Here is a 19,247-nt window from a genome sequence, read left to right on the forward strand (position 1 = left end):
GTTGTCAGTCTGAGGGAAGTCTCACGACTTTTCTGACGGCGGGCTGGCGCCGGCTGGCCCTCTTGGCGGCACGGAGGTCTTGTCAGCCCCACTCTGGTCAGGCGAGAGCGGCTGGTGATTGCGGCCTGAGTAATTGGTGATGATCTGATGCACGGCACCTGACGCCTCTGCGGCTACGACCATTGCGACATCACCCCATGCGCCATCAAGGGAATGGGCGTCGATATCGTGAAGCTGCGTGGCTGCGCCGGCTTCCTTGCCATCTGCCGCCACGGTGCGCCAGACGATCTCGATATGCTGAAGCGGGTGCCCTGTATTACCGGCAGGGCCGTCGCTCAGGGTCACGATGCACTCCACACTGTAATCAGCGGCCTTGGCATCGCGCTCCAGCTTGTCATGCTGGTCGGGAAAGCTGGCAACGAAGGCGCGGGCGAGTGCCACATTGCCATCGCCCGGAGCACCATGCACGCCCTTGAAGAACACCTTGGCAGGGCGGCGCTTGAGGCTATGCGGATCAGCCTGCATCATCGAGGCCTGAATGCCCGTCAGCACATTGGCAATCTGTGGCGCAGAACCGGCGGCAAGGGCTGAGAGTTGATCAGCCTGTCCCTGGGCCCAAACCGAGGCCGCGACCGGAGCCGCGTCCCAATGCCCCCGGGCCTCGCCATTGGGCATCATGATTTCGTAGTGCGGCGTGACCTGATCACCCTGCATGGTTGCCGACAGCCTGAGCCACCAGTCACCCGGCTTGGCAGGCTGCGCCACAGCCGGAAGCGATTGGTCAACCAGTTGCGCCGCGACGTCCTTCGCCCAGAGGGCCGAGGCATTATTGTCCAGCAGCGACGCGGCAGGGGTGGGTACAGCCAGTCTCGGTGGTGGCGTGGTCAGGGCCAGACGGCGCCCTTCCGGCCCCGGATCACCAAAGGGATGCGGCATATCGACGCACCCAGCAAGCAGGGCCAGTGCTCCACACAGCCCGGAAAAACGTATAATCCGACCCATCACGCGACTGCCCCTGCCCTGATGGCTGAAATCTGATGTCCGATTGCACCGCCCCCCGCCAGCGTGCGCCGACGATGGCTGAAAAAGCGTAGCGCATCGTACCGGGTGTCGAGCCCGATCATGGAAACATTGCGCAGCCCCGCCCGCCTGAGGCGATACAGACAGTATCCTGGCAGGTCGAACAGGTAGTGCCCTGCGCGGGGTGCCTCGATGAAAAAGCGCTCGGCAGAAGGTGCGACAAGCGAAGAGCCATCCAGCACCTCCGCACGCATGTCGGCCCCAACCTCGTATCCCGCCTGACGGATGCAGGGCCCGACACAGACAGTGACATCCCCTGCGCCAAGAGCCTGCATTGCGCCCAAAGTGGCCTCCAGCACGCCGCCCACGGCACCGCGCCAGCCGGCATGGGCGGCTCCCACAACGGTGCCATCAGCACTGGCAAACAGTACCGGTCCGCAATCGGCCGTGATGACACCCAATGCGAGATCGTGACGATTGCTCACCAGGGCATCGGCCCTGGGGCCCTTTCCTGTGGGCCAGACCGGCGTATCATGTGTGAGAACCACGACATCGGGGGAATGGGTCTGGGTCAGACCCAGCAGGGACGACGCCTCAACCCCCAGATATCCTGCCACACGCCCGCGATTGACCGCGACATTCGCCGCGAGATCGGCAGAAGCGAGCGAACAGTTGAGTGTGTCATAGGGCGCCGGTGACACACCCCCACGGCGCGTGAAAAAGCCGTGGCGGACATGCGACAGCGATGGCGCTGGCAAGACCCAGCCGCGCGGTGCCTGATCAGCCATAAGCCTTCTCTCCCTCAAGGGTATGGGGATGGCGCGTACCGAATGCCATGAGCCAGAGCCCGGCGAGCGCCATGGGGATGCAGAGCACCTGTCCCATGGTCACGCCAAAAGGCAGAAACCCGATGAAGGAGTCGGGTTCGCGAAACAGTTCGCAGAAGCTGCGGGCCAGCGCATAACCAAACAGGAACAGACCCGAGAGAAAGCCATAGCGCACGCGCGTCCAGGCACGGCTTACCGCGGCAAGCATGACGCAAAGCAGGACAAGGCCCTCCATAAGGGCTTCGTAAAGCTGCGAAGGATGCCGTGCGATGGGGCCACCTGTCGGAAATACCATTGCCCAGGGCAGCCAGTCCGGCGCCGCACGGCCCCAGAGTTCACCATTGACGAAATTGGCGCAGCGCCCCAGCCCGAGCCCAAGCGGTACGATGACCGTAATACGGTCGGAAAAGGACAGGAAGCTCAGCCCGTTGCGCCACGTGAACCACGCCAGCGCCAGAATGACCCCCAGCGCCCCCCCATGAAACGACATGCCGCCCTGCCAGACCTGAAGGATCGACAGGGGATGAGTTAGATAGAAGCCGGGTTTGTAGAACAGGATGTAACCCAGACGCCCGCCCAGCACGACGCCGAGCATGGCCCAGAAGGCAAAATCATCAACCTGCTCACGGGTGGCAGCGCGTGGCGCCAGCCCGCAGAGCCGGATAGCGATCTTCCAGCCAATCAGGATCGACAGGATATAGGCCAGCGCATACCAGTGCACGGCCAGCGGCCCAAGACGGAAGGCGATCGGGTCGAATTGCGGCAGGATGATCGGATGGGCGGACATGGGGTTCTTTACAGATAGGGGTCGGGCGTCGCGAGATAGTCGCGCACGTAGCGGGTAATTCCCGCCTCAAGCGTCGTGAATGGGCGGTCATACCCGGCAGCACGCAGGCGCGACATGTCGGCGCAGGTATAGGATTGATACTGCCCCTGCAGGGCCTCGGGCATATCAATGAACTCGATGCGCCGCGGCACACCAGCCGCATCGCACACTGCATTGGCAAGGTCGACATAGCTGCGCGCCGTGCCGGTGCCACAGTTGAACAGACCGCTGACATCGGGGTGATCATACAGCCACAGCATCACATCGATCAGATCGCCCACCCAGATGAAGTCGCGCGATTGCGCGCCGTCAGCCAGATCGGGACGGTCGGAGCGAAACAGCCGGGCCGGCGCCCCGCGCATCACCTCGTCATATTTCACCTTCACCACCGAGATCATGGATCCCTTGTGATATTCATTGGGTCCATAGACGTTGAAGAATTTCAGACCGGCCCACTGGCGCGGCATCACGCCACCCGAGGCCTGCCGGGCCAGAAGATGCTGATCAAACACATGCTTGGACCAGCCATACAGATTCATGGGCCGCAGCGTCCCGAGCGATTCGGGCGCATCGGAAAAGAGTTCCGGCCGGTCGGCTGCGCCATAGGTGGCGGCAGAGGACGCATAGAAGAACGGCACATCGCGCGAGGCGCACCAGTCGAGCAGCGTTTCGGACAGGGTGATATTGGTCTGCCAGACCAGATCGCCATCGCGTGCCGTGGTGCTGCTGATGGCGCCCATATGAAACACGGCCTTGATGCCGGTCGTGTTGATCAGGAAGGCGTCGAGCTCCTCCGGGCTRATCAGCAGGTCCGGGGCATGTTTGGCAAGATTGCGCCACTTCCCCTGATCACGAAGGCGGTCCACGACCGCGACAGCCTCACCCCGCGCCTTGAGCGCTGCGACCAGGCACGAGCCAATAAATCCGGCGCCGCCGGTGACGATCATCATGGAACCTGTATAAGACGCCGCAACGCAACCTCCAAGCCACACCAGCCGGAGAAAAGCGCGGCCCTGGCATCCTGATCCTCCATGCCGCGTTGCAGCCGAACGATGTGGGGGCCAGTCTGGGCGGCATGACGCCCGGTGTTGGCTGCACGGGGGCATTTTCACCGCCCGGTGACAAGGCCGGGCGACACGACAGCAAGGATACCGCCATGGCAGACCGGCCCCGTTTTTTCGATGATCTCGCAGGTGTCGCCGGAGGTGCCTTTTCGGCCCTGACCGGTCTGCGGGAAGAAGTCCATGCCATGGTGCGCGCACGGATTGACGAGGTTCTATCCTCGCTCGATCTCGTGCGACGCGACGAGCTGGATGTGGCCCGCGAACTGGCCACACGGGCTCGCATGGCGCAGGAAGATGCCGATGCCCGCATCGCCAAGCTGGAAGAGCGGTTGTCCGATCTGGAAAAGGCCGTCACCGCCCCACCGTCACACGGTTAAAGGCCCTGCGTACCTGCGATCTTGCAACAGGACGCAGGCATACGTAACGTGGCCTGATATGACGATTCGCAGCTTGCACAGCCCCGGATCTTCATATCGTTGCAGACATCCTGATGCGCATCGCCATGCCATGCGCATCACCGGCCCAGGGAGTCCCGAATGCCTGCTCTTTCCTTCTCCTCCTCCTCGCATCAGGATACGAATCCCCTCGACGTCATGGAGCAGATCGTCTGCGGCCATGACTGGGCGTTCGATCGCCGCACAGATTGCGAGATGGCCGCCGAAGCACCGGGAAAATGGTGCGATTACGGGCTATATTTCTCATGGTCCCGTGAGATCGCAGCCATGAATTTTACCTGCACGTTCGACCTGCGGGCTCCCGCCAACCGCCGCAAAGCGCTTTACGAACTGATCGCACTGGCCAATGAGCGCCTCTGGATCGGGCATTTCAGCCTTGACCTCGAAACCGGCACGCCGGTTTTCCGCCATTCGGTTCTGCTGCGCGGTGCCACGAGCCTTGCCGCAGAAAGCATGGAAGACATGATCGATATCGCCATCACGGAATGTGAGCGCTTTTACCCCGCCTTCCAGTTCACGCTCTGGAGCGGCAAATCTCCCGCCGAAGCCCTTGAGGCGGCTATGCTCGATTGCGCAGGTGAAGCATGAGCCTGCCGTCACTGCTTCTGGTTGGTTGCGGCAAGATGGGTGGGGCGCTCTGGCAGGGCTGGCTTGAGGAGGGTCTGGCACCCTCCGTCATTCTGGACCGACGCTGTGAAGCGCCCCCTGCCCCCCATCGCGTCGTGCGAAGCCCTTCGGAAATTCCCCAGGGCTTCAAACCCGACATCATCATCCTAGCCGTCAAACCGGCTGGCATGGAAGAAACCATGGCATCGCTCAGGCCTATTCTGGACGATACCATTGTCATCTCGATGCTGGCCGCCCGAACCATCGAGAGCTTGCGCGCTGCCTCTGATGGTGCCCGCACGAAAACCGTGCGCGCCATGCCCAATACACCGGCCTCGATCGGCAAGGGCGTAACGGGTGTTTGCAGCACCGATCTTGACGAGGATGAGCGCGAGCTTTGCACGACCCTGCTTTCTGCCGTGGGTGACGTCGCCTGGGTAGAGAGCGAAGCCCTGCTGGAGGCGCTCACTCCCATATCGGGTTGCGGCCCAGCCTATGTGTTCCTACTGGCGGAATTGCTGGAAAAGGAAGCTCTGCGCGTAGGCCTGCCATCTGACACGGCGCGGCTTATTGCACGAGGGACCGTTTCAGGCGCTGGGGCGCTGCTCGAAGCCTCTCCGGAGGAAAGCGCGACATTGCGCAAAAATGTCACGAGCCCCAACGGCGTAACAGCCAAAGCGCTCGAGGCGATGATGGCACCGGAAGCCTGGCCCGCCACCATGACCAGGGCGATTGATGCGGCCATGGCGCGAGCACGCGAAATGGCCTCCTGAGCCAAGCACCGCGGAACACCCTCTGAGCCATCACAGGGATGGCGCACGGGCAAAACCGTTCATTTCCCTGTCATTCGATTGTCACGGCCTGACCATCTTGTATTATTGATGCTGAATGACAGGGACGGGTTCATGACGGAAATCGATCGCGAAGAATTTGATCTGGCGCTTCTGGAGGCGGGCTTCACCATTGCCGCTGAAAAAGGCTGGCCACGCTTCACGCTGGTCGAGGCCGCCCAGCGCGCCGGATTACCGATCGATGAAGTCCGTGCCCGCTTTCCTTTCCGGCACAGCCTGCTGTTCCGTCTGGGCCGTCTGGCTGACGAGTCGGCCTTTCGCGATGACGGTTTGAGCGGATCCGTCCGTGAACGCATCTTCGATCTGTTCATGCGGCGCTTCGATGTATTCCAGCAATACCGCGAGGGCATCCGGGCCGTTCTGCAGGCCCTGCCGACAGAACCCGGTCTGACACTCCTGCTTGGTGCTGCCACCCTCGACACGATGCGCTGGATGGCCGAGGTCGCTGGTGTGGAGTGCAGCGGACTTGGCGGGGTGATGCGTCTCAACGGGCTTGCTGGTGTCTGGGGCTTTGCTCTGCGTGCCTGGGAGAAGGATGAAAGCGCCGACCTCTCGCAGACCATGGCGGCGCTCGATCAGGGGCTCGACAAGGCAGAACGTTTTGGTGTGCTCAAGCCCTCCCCGGACCGCCTGATGGATCAGGCCAGCCAGCGCAGCGGCATAGCCGATCATCCGCTCGAACTCGAAACATAATGGCTTTACGTCTGCCATGAGGCAGATTAAAAGCCCTTCAACGCGATGGGATGTAGCCAAGCGGTAAGGCAGCGGATTTTGATTCCGCCATTCGGAGGTTCGATCCCTCCCATCCCAGCCAGCGCCATTTTCCTCTGAAAAACTGATCTACAGAACGAGCCTGCCGGTTTTCGGACGTCTTGCGGATTCATCGTGCTGAAACTCACGATGCAGGCTTATGCCGCAGATTTTCCGCATACACGGCGTTCTGCCTGATACAGGACGGAGCGACGCTGCGCGGTCCTACGGCGCTCCGGTATGGCCGCAGACAAGCGCTGCGCGAGGCGTGACACGAACATGGCTTATCGCGATGACACCCGCCAGATGATCGATACTTCTCTTGAACGGCAGTATCCGTACGTCGAAGCAACGGCAGGTGCCAGTCCCAGAACAGGTCTGGGAAGATCGATTTTTGCATAGGAGGAAGTACCGGCGGGGCGATGGTGGGCACACAAGGGCTCGAACCTTGGACCCGCTGATTAAGAGTCAGCTGCTCTACCAACTGAGCTATGTGCCCATAGCCCCGCTCCGGTGAGAGGGCTTCTAACAAAGGGCGGAACAGGCATCAAGAGAAAAAATGCACTATTCCGCATACGAAACTAAAATCCCTATTTCTCCGGGGAAAGCAGACGCATAAGCGTGTCGAACTGATCGAGGCTACGATAGTCCAGTCGAAGCGAGCCGCCTTTGCCGTTGAATTCGATCTTAACCTTGAGGCCAAGACGCGTCGCAAGATCCCGCTCCAGACGGACCAGTTCGTTATCGCGCGGCGCCTTGATCGCTTCCTGTTCGGCTTTGGGGGTCAACCGCGCCAAGGCCTCGGTCTGACGCACGTTCAGCCCACGGGCAATTACGATATCAGCCGCTGCGCAGGGGTCAGGATGCGCAAGCAGGGCACGGGCATGGCCTGCACTCAGCAAGCCGTCACGCACCTTCTGGCGCACGGCTTCGGGCAGGTTCAGCAGGCGCAGAATATTGCCAATATGCGGGCGGGATTTGCCCACAGCCCCGGCCAGTTCCTCCTGCGTCAGGGCGTAATCGGTCAGCAGGCGTTGCAGGCCTTCTGCCTCTTCAATCGCGTTGAGATCGGCGCGTTGCAGATTCTCGACCAGCGCAGCAGCCATGGCATCGGCATCATCGAGCAGACGCACATGCACCGGCACCTCATGCAGCCCTGCACGCTGCGAGGCCCGCCAGCGGCGCTCACCTGCGATGATCTGGTAATGTCCCTTCTGATCCGGGTCTGGCCGTACAAGGATAGGTTGCAGCACACCACGGCTTCGTATGGAGTCTGCGAGTTCGTTCAGCCTCCCCTCATCCATATCCACACGTGGCTGGAAAGGACCCGGTGCGAGAAGGTCTACCCCCAACATGGAGGGGGTCGGCACAGCGTCATGCGATGCCCCCTGCGTACGGGGCAGCTCGATCGCCTGGTCGCCAAGCAGGGCGGCAAGGCCGCGGCCGAGACGGGGAGCCGGTTTTTTGCTCATGAGGGAGCCCCTTGCTTTTGGGTGAGGCCCAGACGCTGGCCGATTTCCTGTGCCAAAGCGAGATAGGCCTGAGCCCCGCTGCTGCGACGGTCATATTCGAGCACCGAGCAGCCATGGCTCTGGGCTTCGGAAATCTTGATATTCCGGGGGATCAGCGTTTCCAGAACCTGCTCGCCAAAGAAGTTGCGCGCATCGGCCGCCACAAGCTCCGAGAGGTTGTTGCGCCGGTCATACATCGTGAGAATGATGCCCGCCACATGCAGGTCTGCATTGAAGGCCCGGCGCACACGGTCAACCGTCCGCACGATCTGACTTATACCTTCCAGAGCAAAAAACTCGCACTGGAGCGGAATCAGCACGGCATCGGACGCAACGAGCGCGTTGAGCGTCAGCAGACCCAGGCTTGGCGGACAATCGATCAGGATGACATCATAACGCCCTGACAGGGCCTCCAGAGCCTCGCGTATGCGAAACTCACGTCGATCACTGCCGATCAGTTCAAGCTCCGCACCCGCCAGATCGGTATTGGCAACGATGATGTCGAGATTGGGTGTCTCTGTCGGGCGGGGAAGCTTTTCGGGGGGCGCTTCCTGCATGAGCGCCGCATAGCTGCCGATCTGACGCGCATTATAATCGACACCCAGTCCGGTCGAGGCATTGCCCTGCGGATCGATATCCACCAGCAGCACGCGTTGCGTGCTGGCGAGTGCCGCGGCCAGATTGATTGCTGTTGTGGTCTTGCCCACACCACCCTTCTGGTTGGTGACGGCGAGAATACGGGCCTTCTTGCCCGTGTCGTTATTCGACACGTTTGATATCGCTTATCTCGATGATGGCGCCACCTGAGGCGGCGCGATTGTCCAGAATTCTGTGCTGCATGTGCCAGCACCGCTCGGCTTCGGTCAACTCGTCGGGAAGATTTTTACCCTTCAGAAACAGGGCTTTCCCTCCCGGCAGAAGAAATGGCGTGCTCCATTCAAGAAGCTGGCTCAAAGACGCCAGCGCGCGCGCGGTCACATAGGGGGCCGGGGGAAGTTCGGCCTGCTCGATGCGTTTGGACACGACCCGCGCCTTGACGCCGCAGGCCCGCGCCGCCTCGCGCAAAAAGGCGCATTTACGCTGGTCCGACTCCACCATCACCATCTCGGCGTCGCAGGCGATACCGATCATCAATGCCGGGAATCCACCCCCCGAGCCCAGATCGATCACGCGTGCGCCTCTGGTGATGAACGGCACCAGTCTGAGCGAATCTGCGATATGGCGCTCCCACAAATGGGGCATGTCACGCGGGCTCACCAGATTGATCCGCGCATTCCACTTCTCGAGGAGTGCCGCGAACACCTCGAGGCGTTCGCGTGTTTCACGTGAAACCTCGATCATGCCACGGCCCTCACATGGGCGAGGAGCGCAATCATGGCGGCGGGTGTGACACCCGGCACACGCTGGGCGGCGGCGAAATTAGCCGGGCGCGCGATAGAAAGGCGTTCCTTCATCTCGCTGCTCAGCCCACCGATACGTCCATAATCGAGATCATCAGGCAGCGCGATCTGGGCCTCATTGGCCAGCTGGCGTATCTCGCGCTCCTGTCTTTGCAGGTACCCCCCATAGCGTGCCTCGGTCTCAACGTGGCGCCGAATGCGCAGAGGCAACGCACCAAACCACGGGGCCAGACGGGTCGCCGCTTCCTCGTCAGCCTGCCCTGACAGCACGTCGAGCAGGGAACGCCTGCGTCCGTCCTGTGAGACAGCAATGCCCTGTGCAGCCAGATCCTGCGGAGCATGGATCGGTGCCTTGGCCTGGTCCATTGCCCCGTCGATCGCCTCGCGGTCCTGCTTCAACCGCTCGGCTCGCTCTGCACCGACGCAGCCCATTTCCTCCCCAATTGCAGTCAGGCGGAGATCGGCGTTGTCTGCGCGCAGGCTGAGTCGATATTCGGCGCGTGAAGTGAACATACGATAGGGCTCTGAAACGCCCTGTAAGGTGAGATCGTCCAGCATCACACCCAGATAAGCCTGATCACGCCCCAGCACGAGCGGATCGTTGCCTGCCACAAAGCGTGCGGCATTGAGCCCTGCGAGCAGGCCCTGGGCACCCGCCTCCTCGTAGCCCGTCGTTCCATTGATCTGCCCTGCCAGATAAAGGCCGGTCATGGCCCTGAGGGCGAGACTGGGGGCGAGCTCACGCGGGTCGACATAATCATATTCAACGGCGTAGCCGGGGGTGACGATACGCGCCTTCTCAAGCCCCGGAATGGAGGCCATCATCAGCGCCTGAATATCGGCAGGCAAGCTCGTCGATATACCATTAGGGTAAACCAGATCGCCACCCGGATTGCCGGGGAGCCCCTCGGGCTCGAGAAAGATCTGGTGCCCATCCTTTTCGCCAAACCGGACGATCTTGTCCTCGATTGACGGGCAATAGCGTGGCCCCTTGCCTGCAATCGCCCCGCCATAGAGTGCGGATTTCGCCAGATTATCGCGAATGATCTGATGGGTCTGTGGCGTCGTGCTGGTGATACGGCATGAAAGCTGGTCTGTGGTGATACGCTCGGTCAGCCTGCTGAACGGTTCGGGTACGTCATCACCCTTGTCCTCAGCCAAAGAGTCCCAGTCAATACTGTCGCGCGCAAGCCGTGCAGGAGTGCCGGTCTTGAGCCGCCCCATACGCAGCCCGAGGGCTTCAAGCCTTTCGCCAAGACGCGCTGCCGGACGCTCGCCGATGCGCCCTGCCTGCTCCTGCGTATGCCCGATATGAATGACCCCGCGCAGAAACGTGCCACTGGTCACCACAACAGCGCCGCAACGGACCACGCGCCCGTCTTCGCAAATGACACCTGTGACGCGCCCGTCACGCACCTCGAGATCGGCTGCCTCGCCCGCCATGATGGTCAGATTGGGCGTGGCCTTCAGCAGCGCCTGAATGGCATTGCGATACAGAAAACGATCGGCCTGCGCACGCGGGCCGTGAACGGCTGGTCCCTTGGAGCGATTGAGCAGCTTGAAATGGATGCCTGCCTGATCGGCTGCCCGTCCCATGAGGCCATCAAGCGCGTCAATTTCACGCACGAGATGCCCCTTGCCGATACCCCCAATGGCCGGGTTGCACGACATGGCGCCAATCATCTCGGGCTTCTGGGTCAGCAAAAGCGTTCGCGCACCGAAACGCGCCGAAGCCGCTGCGGCCTCACTTCCCGCATGACCTCCGCCTATGACGACAACATCAAACTCGCTCACACACGCCTCATTTACCAATGCAGAATTGTCCAAATATCACATCCAGAAGAGAGTCGACATCAACTTGTCCCGTCAGTCGCCCCAGGGCGCGCATGGCCAGACGCAGCGCCTCACCCCTCACTTCCGGCCAGAGCGCCTCATGAGCCTGATCGAGATAAAGCAGAGCTTCCTCGATACCAGCCCTGTGTCGCGCCCGTGTCAGTGGAGCGCCCACGCCAGCGGTCAGGGCCTTGATACGCGCGCCTAGGGCCTGCTCGAAGCCCTCCATCCCCTCACCCGTCTGGACGCTCAGACCCAGCGTATTATCCAGCGCCGGATACAGATCCACCTTGTTGCTGATCATCATGGCATCGGGACGCAACGGGATTTCGGCCATACCTGCCACGACGTGCAGCACCAGATCGGCATGTTCCACGTGAAACATTGCACGGCGTATACCCTCTGCCTCGATCTCATCCTCGGTCTCGCGCAGCCCCGCTGTATCGACCAGACGCAGCCGCACCCCCTGAAACAGCCAGTCAATCGCGATCACATCGCGCGTCGTCCCCGCGCGGTGCGTGACAATCGCCGCATCATATCCGGCAAGATGGTTCAGCAGGCTCGACTTGCCGACATTAGGAGCCCCTGCAATCACCACGGTCAGGCCACGACGAACGATCTCACCGCGCTTGTCGGAGAGATGCGCCTTCAGGGCAGCGCGAAGGTCGTTGAGGGTGCGCGACAGGGCAAGCTCGACCGCCTCGGGCAGATCCTCATCAGGGAAATCAATCAACGCTTCCTGATGCGCCAGCAATGTTTTCAGGCGCTCGCTCCAGCCTTCATAGAGGCGACTCAAAGCGCCGTCCGCCTGCGCAAGCGCCTGCTGACGCTGGCTCTGGCTTTCGGCCTCCACCAGATCAGCTATCGCCTCAGCCTGAAGCAGATCGAGCCTGCCTGCCTGTACGGCGCGCCGGGTAAATTCGCCCGGCTCGGCCGGTCGGGCACCAAGCGTTGTCAGGGCCATTGCCACGCGATCAATGACGGCCGGACCGGCATGGAGGTGCAGCTCAAAGCCGTCCTCGCCCGTATAGGAACGCGGCCCCGGCAGCCACAGCACCATCGCATCGTCCAGATGGTCGCCCTCATGATGCAGCGCCCGCAGGCTTGCATGACGCGGCTTGGGCAGCTTTCCGCCACATAGCGACGCAAGCACCTCTTGAGCCCCGGTACCACTTGCGCGCATGATAGCGATTGCTGCCCGCCCGGTTCCTGTCGCCAGAGCGAAGATGACCTCGCCCTTGCGCGCTGCCGGGCGTTCCATCGCGTCAACCATGTGAATCCCTTCTATGCCCCAGCTCTCGCTTCATTCCCCCATTGGCCCCCTCACCCTCAGCGAGGATGATGGCGCAATCGTTGCCCTCGACTGGGGTTGGGGGCGCGATCAGGAAAAGACGCCTCTTCTTAGCCGCGCCCAGACCATGCTGGAACGCTATTTCGACGGCGAGCCCGAAAGTTTCGATCTGCCTCTTGCCCCTTGGGGGACCACCTATCGCAAAGCCGTCTGGCAGGCTTTGCGCGACGTGCCTTACGGTGAGACCATCAGCTATGCCGAACTCGCCCTCAAGGCAGGAGGCTCGGCCCGGTCGGTTGGCGGCGCTATGGCGCATAACCCCATCCCTATCCTGATCCCCTGCCACCGTGCTCTGGGGCGCAGCCATCTGGGTGGTTATTCCGGCGAGAATGGTCTGGACGACAAGCGCTATCTGCTGCGCCTTGAAGGCGTTCAGGTCTGACTCGCCAGCCCTGTAAAGACAGCCCCCCGGTAGGCAAATCCTACCCTGCCGGATAAAGTATATGGCGCCATCAGTTGGGTACCTTGCCCCAACATGCTTCATGCAGACCGCGTTCTACGGCACGATCATTCCTCCGCATGAGGCAAGGAAAACGCGACCAAACCGGGTGGCGTCCACGGCGAAACGCCCCTCGATATCGCCCATAAAAAAACCGCCGGAAGCATGAGCCTCCGGCGGTTTTTCATGACCTGCAGACCAGATCAGTTGTTCATGGCGTCGAAGAAATCCTGGTTCGTTTTGCTGTATTTCAGCTTGTCGAGCAGGAAGTCCATGGCATCCATCGTCCCCATGGGCGACAGGATACGACGCAAGACCCACATCTTCGAGAGCGACGCACGATCGACAAGGAGTTCTTCCTTACGCGTGCCCGACTTGGTGATGTCGATTGCCGGGAAGGTGCGCTTGTCGGCAAGCTTGCGATCGAGGATGAGTTCGGAGTTACCCGTACCCTTAAACTCCTCGAAGATCACTTCGTCCATACGGCTGCCCGTATCGATCAGCGCGGTGGCGATGATGGTGAGCGAACCACCCTCTTCGATGTTACGCGCTGCGCCGAAGAAGCGCTTGGGGCGCTGCAGGGCGTTGGCATCCACACCACCGGTCAGCACCTTGCCCGATGAGGGAACAACGGTGTTGTAGGCGCGCGCCAGACGGGTGATCGAGTCGAGAAGAATCACGACATCGCGTTTGTGCTCAACAAGGCGCTTGGCCTTTTCGAGCACCATTTCGGTCACCTGCACGTGGCGGGTCGCGGGCTCGTCAAAGGTCGAGGACACGACTTCGCCACGCACCGAGCGGGCCATATCGGTCACTTCCTCGGGGCGTTCGTCGATCAGCAGAACGATCAGGAACACATCGGGGTGGTTGGCGGAAATCGACGAGGCGATGCTCTGCAGCATCACGGTCTTGCCGGTGCGAGGCGGGGCCACAATCAGGGCGCGCTGGCCCATACCGATCGGGGCGACAAGGTCGATCACGCGCGGCGTATAGTCGCGCTGGTCTTTCTTGCCCTTGCCGGTAGGCTGAGGCTCGGGTGCACCGGCCTGCTCGACTTCCATACGCAGGCGACGCTCAGGATAGAGCGGCGTCAGATTGTCGAAGTTGATGCGCTGACGAACCGCGTCAGGCTCTTCGAAATTGATGGTATTGACCTTGAGCAGTGAGAAGTAACGCTCGCCATCACGCGGGGCGCGGATCTGCCCCTCAACCGTATCACCAGGACGCAGGCTGAAGCGACGGACCTGGGCAGGCGAGATATAGATGTCGTCAGGGCCGGGCAGGTAATTGGCTTCAGGCGAGCGCAGGAAGCCGAACCCATCGGGCAGAATTTCCAGCGTGCCTTCGCCGTAGATGGCCTGATCATTATCCGCCAGGGTCTTGAGAATGGCGAACATGATGTCCTGCTTGCGCATCGAGGAAGCATTCTCGATTTGCAGCTCTTCAGCATAGGCCAACAGATCGGCAGGTGTTTTTTTCTTGAGTTCAGCAAGATGCATGAAAAGCGCCTTAGATGGGCTATAGTCCATTGCCCGGACGATTTGGAATCGTGACCGTGACAGATGATCGATCGTGAAAGAATGCCCCGTCAGATGGGCCGCAGAAACGGGCCCGACGATGAGCGAAGACGAAAGGGTCTTGAAAAAGGCCGCATGAATCAGAACAGGCGGCTCTTGCGTCTCAATCTAGTGAGAAATAACGCTTTCTGTCAATAGTTCCGATCAGCCGCGCCAAGGCTTCATCATATACTGTCCCGATGTCGCCTCGGATGCGCCGAGACCCGGAATAATGAACATCAAAGGTGACGCCTTTACACGTTCAGCATAGGCACCGGAAATCATGGCCGGCGCGCATTGGCCGTCAAGATGCAGGGGCTTGGGCAGGGCAATATCGATCGTACAGGGAACCGGCCCGCCAAAGCCGGAAGCGGGCTGGTAATGCGCTTGCGTGACATCCTGCGCGGTCAATGCGCCAGTAAGAGGCGCTGCCTGCAGGGGGCGATTATCCGCGTCTAGCGCGACGAATTCGCCCTGCAGACGGCTACCCTCGATGTGATACCCAACCAGAATCTGCGTCGGCTGACGGCCAGTATAGCCGGGGGCCTGACGAAAGCCGGGGGCCGTGGCGCTGTCGCCCTCATACTTCAGAGGTTCCTGGGCAAGCCGATCAAGCATCTGTTGCGCCTGCTGGGTGGTGGGCTGCAAGGGCCGCCCCGCCTCACCCGCCATGACAGGCTGGGCAGCGAGGGCGACGCACATGATCGGAAGGGAAAGGGCAAGGCGCTTCACGTTGAGCGATCTCCAAACCATCCACGGCGCCAGAAAATGAAGAGAGGCAGCAGCACCGAGGCAAGCATAAGGCATAACGCATAATAATAGCCGTAATGCCATTCGAGTTCCGGCATGACCTTGAAATTCATCCCGTAAATACCCGCCAGAAGGGTCGGGGTGATGCCCACGAAGCTGACAACCGTAAGCAGTTTCATCCCGTCATTCTGGTCGATACTGATGAATCCGAGCGTTGCATCCAGCAGGAACTGCACCTTGACGGTCATCTGAGCCACGTAATCGTTCAGTGAGGCAACGTCGCGCCCGAGAATACGCAGCCGGGTCTGAAGGGCCTCACGAAACTCGAAATACCGCGCATCACCCAGATACATGCCAATGCGGTCCACCCCCAGCAGGCTCTCCCTGATGGATGAGGTAAGGTCACCGCTCTCGCCAAGCTCACGCAGCGTCTGTCGCAGTATATTGGCGTTGCGGACATGGCGGTTCGGACGTTTGGGCGCAAAGACCGTCCGTGAGATCGTATCGAGCGTATGGCCGTCATTTTCCAGAATATCGGCCAGACGGTTCACGATCGTCTCAAGCAGATGAATGGTCAGTTCCGGCACATCGGAAAGCGCAAAATCGGCGTCGTTGGACGCAAGGTCACGACTCATGGTTTCGAAAGCGGTGTAGCTGGAATAGCGCAGGGTGATCAGCCGGTCCGGTGAAACGATCATACCCACAGGCCATGCCGTCAGCCGCCCATCGATCACCCGCACCAGTGGCATGGAAAGATAGATCACATCCCCATGCCGGTAGTGGCGCGACGAGCTTTCGATCTCCTCCAGTGCGGCCCTGCGCGGCAGGGTCAGACCGGTCACAGCTTCCGCAAGGCGTATCTCATCCTCATTCGGCTCCACCAGATCGAGCCAGGACACGCCTTTCGCATCATCGGCTGCCAGAATTTCGTGAACCGGCTGCCCGACCGGGTGCGCTAGAAACATCAGGTTTTCCTCTCTGGTTCAGGCGCTTTCACCCAGCGGGTCGGGAATGGACGCAACGCCGCCCCTCTGGTATCGCAGAAACCCGCTCGCCATGTCGATCCATGCCCCGGACAGGATAATTTTCATGAGCTCTGAAGTCCCGCCCCGCCCCAACAGCCTGCGCAACGGCCCCGATCAACGCGGTCGCTTCGGAAGTTTTGGTGGCCAGTTCGTTGCAGAAACACTCATGCCTCTGGTGCAGGATCTGTCGGATGCCTACCAGGCAGCCAAGGCAGACCCGGAATTCCGACGTGAGCTGGATTACTATTTCCGCGATTACGTTGGCCGCCCCAGTCCGCTCTGGCATGCCAAGCGCCTGAGCGACGAACTCGGCGGCGCGAAAATCTATCTCAAGCGTGAAGAGCTCAACCATACCGGTTCGCACAAGCTCAACAATGTGATGGGCCAGATCCTTCTGGCACGCCGCATGGGCAAGACGCGCATCGTGGCCGAGACGGGTGCAGGACAGCATGGCGTGGCCACCGCCACGGTCTGCGCGTTGTTCGGTCTGAAATGCACGGTCTATATGGGCGCCGTCGATGTCGAGCGGCAAAAGCCCAACGTGTTTCGCATGCATCTGCTCGGTGCCGAGGTGCATCCGGTAACGGCAGGGTCAGGCACGCTCAAGGATGCCATGAACGAGGCCATGCGCGATTGGGTTGCCAATGTGCATGACACATACTTCCTGGTCGGCACGGTGGCAGGGCCGCATCCCTATCCGGAGATGGTGCGCGACTTCCAGTCAATCATCGGCATCGAAACGCGCGAGCAGATGATGGCCGTCGAGGGACGCCTGCCTGATGTGCTGGTGGCGGCCATTGGTGGTGGTTCCAACGCCATGGGCTTGTTCCATCCTTTCCTCGACGATGAATCCGTGCGCCTGATCGGGGTCGAGGCAGCAGGTCATGGGCTGGATAGCGGCTTTACCGCAGCGTCCATCTCCCGCGGTCGCTCGGGCGTGCTGCATGGCAATCGCACCTATCTGCTGCAGGACGAGTTCGGCCAGATTGCCGAGGCCCATTCGATCAGCGCCGGGCTGGACTATCCCGGCATCGGGCCGGAACATTCCTGGCTGAATGATATCGGACGCGCCGAGTATGTGGGTGTGACCGACAAGGAAGCACTGGAGGCCTTCCAGCTTCTGACGCGCACCGAAGGCATTATCCCGGCGCTCGAATGTGCGCATGGTCTGGCTCATGTCATGAAGATCGCCCCCTCCATGTCGCCGGACCAGATCATCGTCCTCAACCTGTCGGGCCGTGGCGACAAGGATATCTTTACCGTCGCCGAGCATCTGGGAGTTGCGCTGTGAGTCGTATCAAGGCCCGTTTTGAATCGCTCAAGGCAGCAGGGCGCGGAGCACTCATCCCCTATCTTCAGGCCTATGACCCGGATCTAGAAACCTCTCTCGCCCTGCTCAAGGGCATGCCCGCGGCAGGGGCCGATCTGATCGAGATCGGGGTGCCCTTTTCCGATCCTTCAGCCGATGGCCCGACCATTCAGGCCGCCGCGCTGCGTGGCCTCAAGGCAGGCGCTACGCTGGCCGGGGTGCTCGATATGGTGCGCGCCTTCCGCGAGACGGATAATGAGACGCCAATCATCCTGATGGGCTATCTCAACCCCATCGACAGTTACGGCCCGGCACGCTTCTGCACCGATGCTGCCAAGGCGGGTGTCGATGGTCTGATCATTGTCGACCTTCCCAAAGAAGAGAGCGATCTGCTGTCAGGAGACGCGCAACGCTGCGGGTTGGATATCATCCAGCTGGTTGCGCCTAACACGCCCGACAGCCGCTTGCCCTATTTGCTCGACACCGCATCAGGCTTCATCTATTACGTGAGCATCACCGGCATTACGGGAACGCGCACTGCGAGCACCGATGAGCTCGCAGCCGCGCTTCCGCGCCTTCGTGCCGTCAGCCCCCTGCCGGTTGCCATTGGCTTTGGCATTCGCACCCCGGAACAGGCCGCGCAGGCGGCTTCGGTGGGTGATGCTGCAGTCGTGGCCTCAGCCTTGATCGCGACACTTGCCGGCACGCTGGAGAATGGGAAGGCAACCGCAGAGAGCGTTCCGTCCGTCCTGGGTCAGTTGGCGGACATCGCCAAGGCCGTTCGCCAGAACTAAGTGGCTCTTGCGCAGTTGAACTGATGTAAAAAAGGCCGCCCCGACACTGTGTCGGGGCGGCCTTTTTCATGCGCCGTCATGGCGGGATATCACTGCCCGTCGCGCTTGAGCGACATGCCGAACGCCATTGCGGAGATACCGCCGAAGATTAGCTCGATGGCAATGAATGTGCCGATAAGCCAGAGCCCGGACCACGGCAGGGTAACGAAGATGAACACCCCGGTGAACAGGGCAACCGCCGCACTGAGAATCATCGTCCACCAATTGGCCACGTGGCGATGGCCCAGCGCCCAGAGCCCCCTCATTACGCCTGAAGCCATAAAGCACCCGGCCAGGAAAGCTGTCAGAAACAGCGATCCCGTCTCAGGTTCCTGAATAAGAAGAATACCGCCGAGAACGTAGAGAAACCCTGTCAGGGCAGTAATCCAGAACCGCGACCCCGGCACGTCACGATGGGCAAAACTTTGCGCCAGATAGGCGACCCCCGAGAAAATGAGCAACATGCCGATAACGACGATGCTCGCCAGCGTGGTCACAACAGTATCGAGAAAGGCAAACACACCAAGCAGGATGAGGGCGGCCCCGATGCCGATGAACCAGTTTGGTTTCAGCTTGGGCGTAAAGGGTGGCAAGCCCGGAATACCGCCTTCGGGAAAGCTCCCGCCTGTGAAGATCCCGCCAGGTAATTCATCGCTGCGCGAGATGTCGCCCGGATCATTGTCACCGGAGGGTTTGTTTTCTGGGGTATTGCCAAAACCAGACATTACTTTTTACCTTTCTTTCTCATCATTACGCACGAGGCAGGCTGCAGACCGCAAGGCGACGCCCTAAAGAATACGTGACCACCAGCGCCACCTGCACCCATGGGACAAGGCGATGT

20 protein-coding genes and 2 tRNA genes are annotated in these 19,247 nt (G+C 60.9%); 8 read left to right on the forward strand and 14 right to left on the reverse strand.

Translation table 11 applies throughout. From position 1 onward, the window contains the following. Nucleotides 1–21: 21 nt before the first annotated feature. From ED655_RS00085 to rfaD, 4 genes are read right to left on the reverse strand one after another with little or no spacing between them, the layout of a single operon-like run. On the reverse strand, nt 22–1,002 hold the full coding sequence (locus ED655_RS00085; protein ID WP_240993436.1) for a hypothetical protein: 981 nt from the start codon (nt 1,000–1,002) through the stop codon (nt 22–24). Continuing rightward, nucleotides 1,002–1,808 carry a purine nucleoside phosphorylase YfiH/LACC1 family protein gene (locus ED655_RS00090; RefSeq protein ID WP_122048535.1) on the reverse strand — a complete coding sequence of 269 codons (807 nt, stop codon included), beginning with the start codon at nt 1,806–1,808 and terminating at the stop codon, nt 1,002–1,004. The genes ED655_RS00085 and ED655_RS00090 overlap by 1 nt, the downstream gene beginning before the upstream one ends. Continuing rightward, nucleotides 1,801–2,634, reverse strand: coding sequence for a prolipoprotein diacylglyceryl transferase (lgt, locus tag ED655_RS00095; RefSeq protein ID WP_031240893.1), 834 nt, complete (start codon nt 2,632–2,634; stop codon nt 1,801–1,803). The genes ED655_RS00090 and lgt overlap by 8 nt, the downstream gene beginning before the upstream one ends. A gap of 8 nt (nt 2,635–2,642) precedes the next feature. Further along, nucleotides 2,643–3,623, reverse strand: coding sequence for an ADP-glyceromanno-heptose 6-epimerase (rfaD, locus tag ED655_RS00100; protein ID WP_023978865.1), 981 nt, complete (start codon nt 3,621–3,623; stop codon nt 2,643–2,645). A gap of 206 nt (nt 3,624–3,829) precedes the next feature. Between rfaD and ED655_RS00105 the strand changes: the two genes are divergently transcribed. The 5 genes from ED655_RS00105 to ED655_RS00125 all read left to right on the forward strand — a co-directional run bounded on the left by ED655_RS00105 (nt 3,830) and on the right by ED655_RS00125 (nt 6,463). Further along, nucleotides 3,830–4,114, forward strand: coding sequence for an accessory factor UbiK family protein (locus ED655_RS00105; protein ID WP_023978866.1), 285 nt, complete (start codon nt 3,830–3,832; stop codon nt 4,112–4,114). Nucleotides 4,115–4,273: 159 nt separating this feature from the next. Continuing rightward, nucleotides 4,274–4,780 (forward strand): type III secretion system chaperone family protein, encoded by a 507-nt coding sequence (locus tag ED655_RS00110; protein ID WP_023978867.1) that lies wholly within the window; start codon nt 4,274–4,276, stop codon nt 4,778–4,780. After that, the gene (gene proC, locus ED655_RS00115; protein WP_122048536.1) at nt 4,777–5,571 is read left to right on the forward strand and encodes a pyrroline-5-carboxylate reductase; all 795 of its coding nucleotides are present in this window, start codon (nt 4,777–4,779) and stop codon (nt 5,569–5,571) included. Before ED655_RS00110 ends, proC begins: the two co-directional genes overlap by 4 nt. Nucleotides 5,572–5,712: 141 nt before the next feature. Beyond that, nucleotides 5,713–6,342, forward strand: coding sequence for a TetR family transcriptional regulator (locus ED655_RS00120; protein WP_371861687.1), 630 nt, complete (start codon nt 5,713–5,715; stop codon nt 6,340–6,342). 46 nt (nt 6,343–6,388) lie between these two features. After that, nucleotides 6,389–6,463, forward strand: a tRNA-Gln gene (locus tag ED655_RS00125). Between the two features lie 359 nt (nt 6,464–6,822). Here the strand turns inward: ED655_RS00125 and ED655_RS00130 are convergent. The 6 genes from ED655_RS00130 to mnmE form a co-directional block, all read right to left on the reverse strand. Further along, a tRNA-Lys gene (locus tag ED655_RS00130) sits at nt 6,823–6,898 on the reverse strand. 91 nt (nt 6,899–6,989) lie between these two features. After that, complete coding sequence (locus tag ED655_RS00135) at nt 6,990–7,871, reverse strand: ParB/RepB/Spo0J family partition protein (RefSeq protein ID WP_122048538.1); 882 nt, start codon at nt 7,869–7,871, stop codon at nt 6,990–6,992. Next, nucleotides 7,868–8,680: a ParA family protein gene (locus ED655_RS00140; protein ID WP_023978871.1), complete on the reverse strand. Its 813-nt coding sequence runs from the start codon at nt 8,678–8,680 to the stop codon at nt 7,868–7,870. The genes ED655_RS00135 and ED655_RS00140 overlap by 4 nt, the downstream gene beginning before the upstream one ends. After that, complete coding sequence (gene rsmG / locus ED655_RS00145; protein WP_122048539.1) at nt 8,670–9,251, reverse strand: 16S rRNA (guanine(527)-N(7))-methyltransferase RsmG; 582 nt, start codon at nt 9,249–9,251, stop codon at nt 8,670–8,672. The genes ED655_RS00140 and rsmG overlap by 11 nt, the downstream gene beginning before the upstream one ends. Further along, the gene (mnmG, locus tag ED655_RS00150; RefSeq protein ID WP_122048540.1) at nt 9,248–11,104 is read right to left on the reverse strand and encodes a tRNA uridine-5-carboxymethylaminomethyl(34) synthesis enzyme MnmG; all 1,857 of its coding nucleotides are present in this window, start codon (nt 11,102–11,104) and stop codon (nt 9,248–9,250) included. Before mnmG ends, rsmG begins: the two co-directional genes overlap by 4 nt. Before the next feature lie 7 nt (nt 11,105–11,111). Further along, nucleotides 11,112–12,416 (reverse strand): tRNA uridine-5-carboxymethylaminomethyl(34) synthesis GTPase MnmE, encoded by a 1,305-nt coding sequence (mnmE, locus tag ED655_RS00155; RefSeq protein WP_122048541.1) that lies wholly within the window; start codon nt 12,414–12,416, stop codon nt 11,112–11,114. Between the two features lie 13 nt (nt 12,417–12,429). On the opposite strand from mnmE, the gene ED655_RS00160 reads away from it, so the two are divergent. Continuing rightward, nucleotides 12,430–12,876, forward strand: a complete 447-nt coding sequence (locus tag ED655_RS00160; RefSeq protein ID WP_122048542.1) for a methylated-DNA--[protein]-cysteine S-methyltransferase — start codon at nt 12,430–12,432, stop codon at nt 12,874–12,876. A 260-nt stretch (nt 12,877–13,136) separates the two neighbouring features. Here the strand turns inward: ED655_RS00160 and rho are convergent, their stop codons facing one another. The 3 genes from rho to ED655_RS00175 form a co-directional block, all read right to left on the reverse strand. Then, entirely contained in the window at nt 13,137–14,432 is a 1,296-nt protein-coding gene (gene rho / locus ED655_RS00165) for a transcription termination factor Rho (protein WP_023978877.1), read from the reverse strand. A 222-nt stretch (nt 14,433–14,654) separates the two neighbouring features. Then, nucleotides 14,655–15,242 carry a hypothetical protein gene (locus ED655_RS00170; RefSeq protein ID WP_162993319.1) on the reverse strand — a complete coding sequence of 196 codons (588 nt, stop codon included), beginning with the start codon at nt 15,240–15,242 and terminating at the stop codon, nt 14,655–14,657. Next, nucleotides 15,218–16,204 carry a magnesium transporter CorA family protein gene (locus ED655_RS00175; RefSeq protein ID WP_122048544.1) on the reverse strand — a complete coding sequence of 329 codons (987 nt, stop codon included), beginning with the start codon at nt 16,202–16,204 and terminating at the stop codon, nt 15,218–15,220. Before ED655_RS00175 ends, ED655_RS00170 begins: the two co-directional genes overlap by 25 nt. Nucleotides 16,205–16,328: 124 nt before the next feature. Between ED655_RS00175 and trpB the strand changes: the two genes are divergently transcribed. Together trpB and trpA are read left to right on the forward strand one after the other, a co-directional pair. Continuing rightward, the gene (gene trpB, locus ED655_RS00180; protein ID WP_122048545.1) at nt 16,329–17,555 is read left to right on the forward strand and encodes a tryptophan synthase subunit beta; all 1,227 of its coding nucleotides are present in this window, start codon (nt 16,329–16,331) and stop codon (nt 17,553–17,555) included. After that, nucleotides 17,552–18,367, forward strand: coding sequence for a tryptophan synthase subunit alpha (trpA, locus tag ED655_RS00185; RefSeq protein ID WP_122048546.1), 816 nt, complete (start codon nt 17,552–17,554; stop codon nt 18,365–18,367). Before trpB ends, trpA begins: the two co-directional genes overlap by 4 nt. An 89-nt stretch (nt 18,368–18,456) precedes the next feature. On the opposite strand, the gene ED655_RS00190 is transcribed toward trpA, so the two are convergent. Beyond that, nucleotides 18,457–19,131 (reverse strand): HdeD family acid-resistance protein, encoded by a 675-nt coding sequence (locus ED655_RS00190; RefSeq protein WP_122048547.1) that lies wholly within the window; start codon nt 19,129–19,131, stop codon nt 18,457–18,459. Nucleotides 19,132–19,247 lie beyond the last annotated feature (116 nt).

Origin of the sequence: Asaia bogorensis (assembly GCF_900465345.1) — a bacterium.
In the GTDB taxonomy this organism is placed as follows: Bacteria; Pseudomonadota; Alphaproteobacteria; order Acetobacterales; family Acetobacteraceae; genus Asaia; species Asaia bogorensis_A.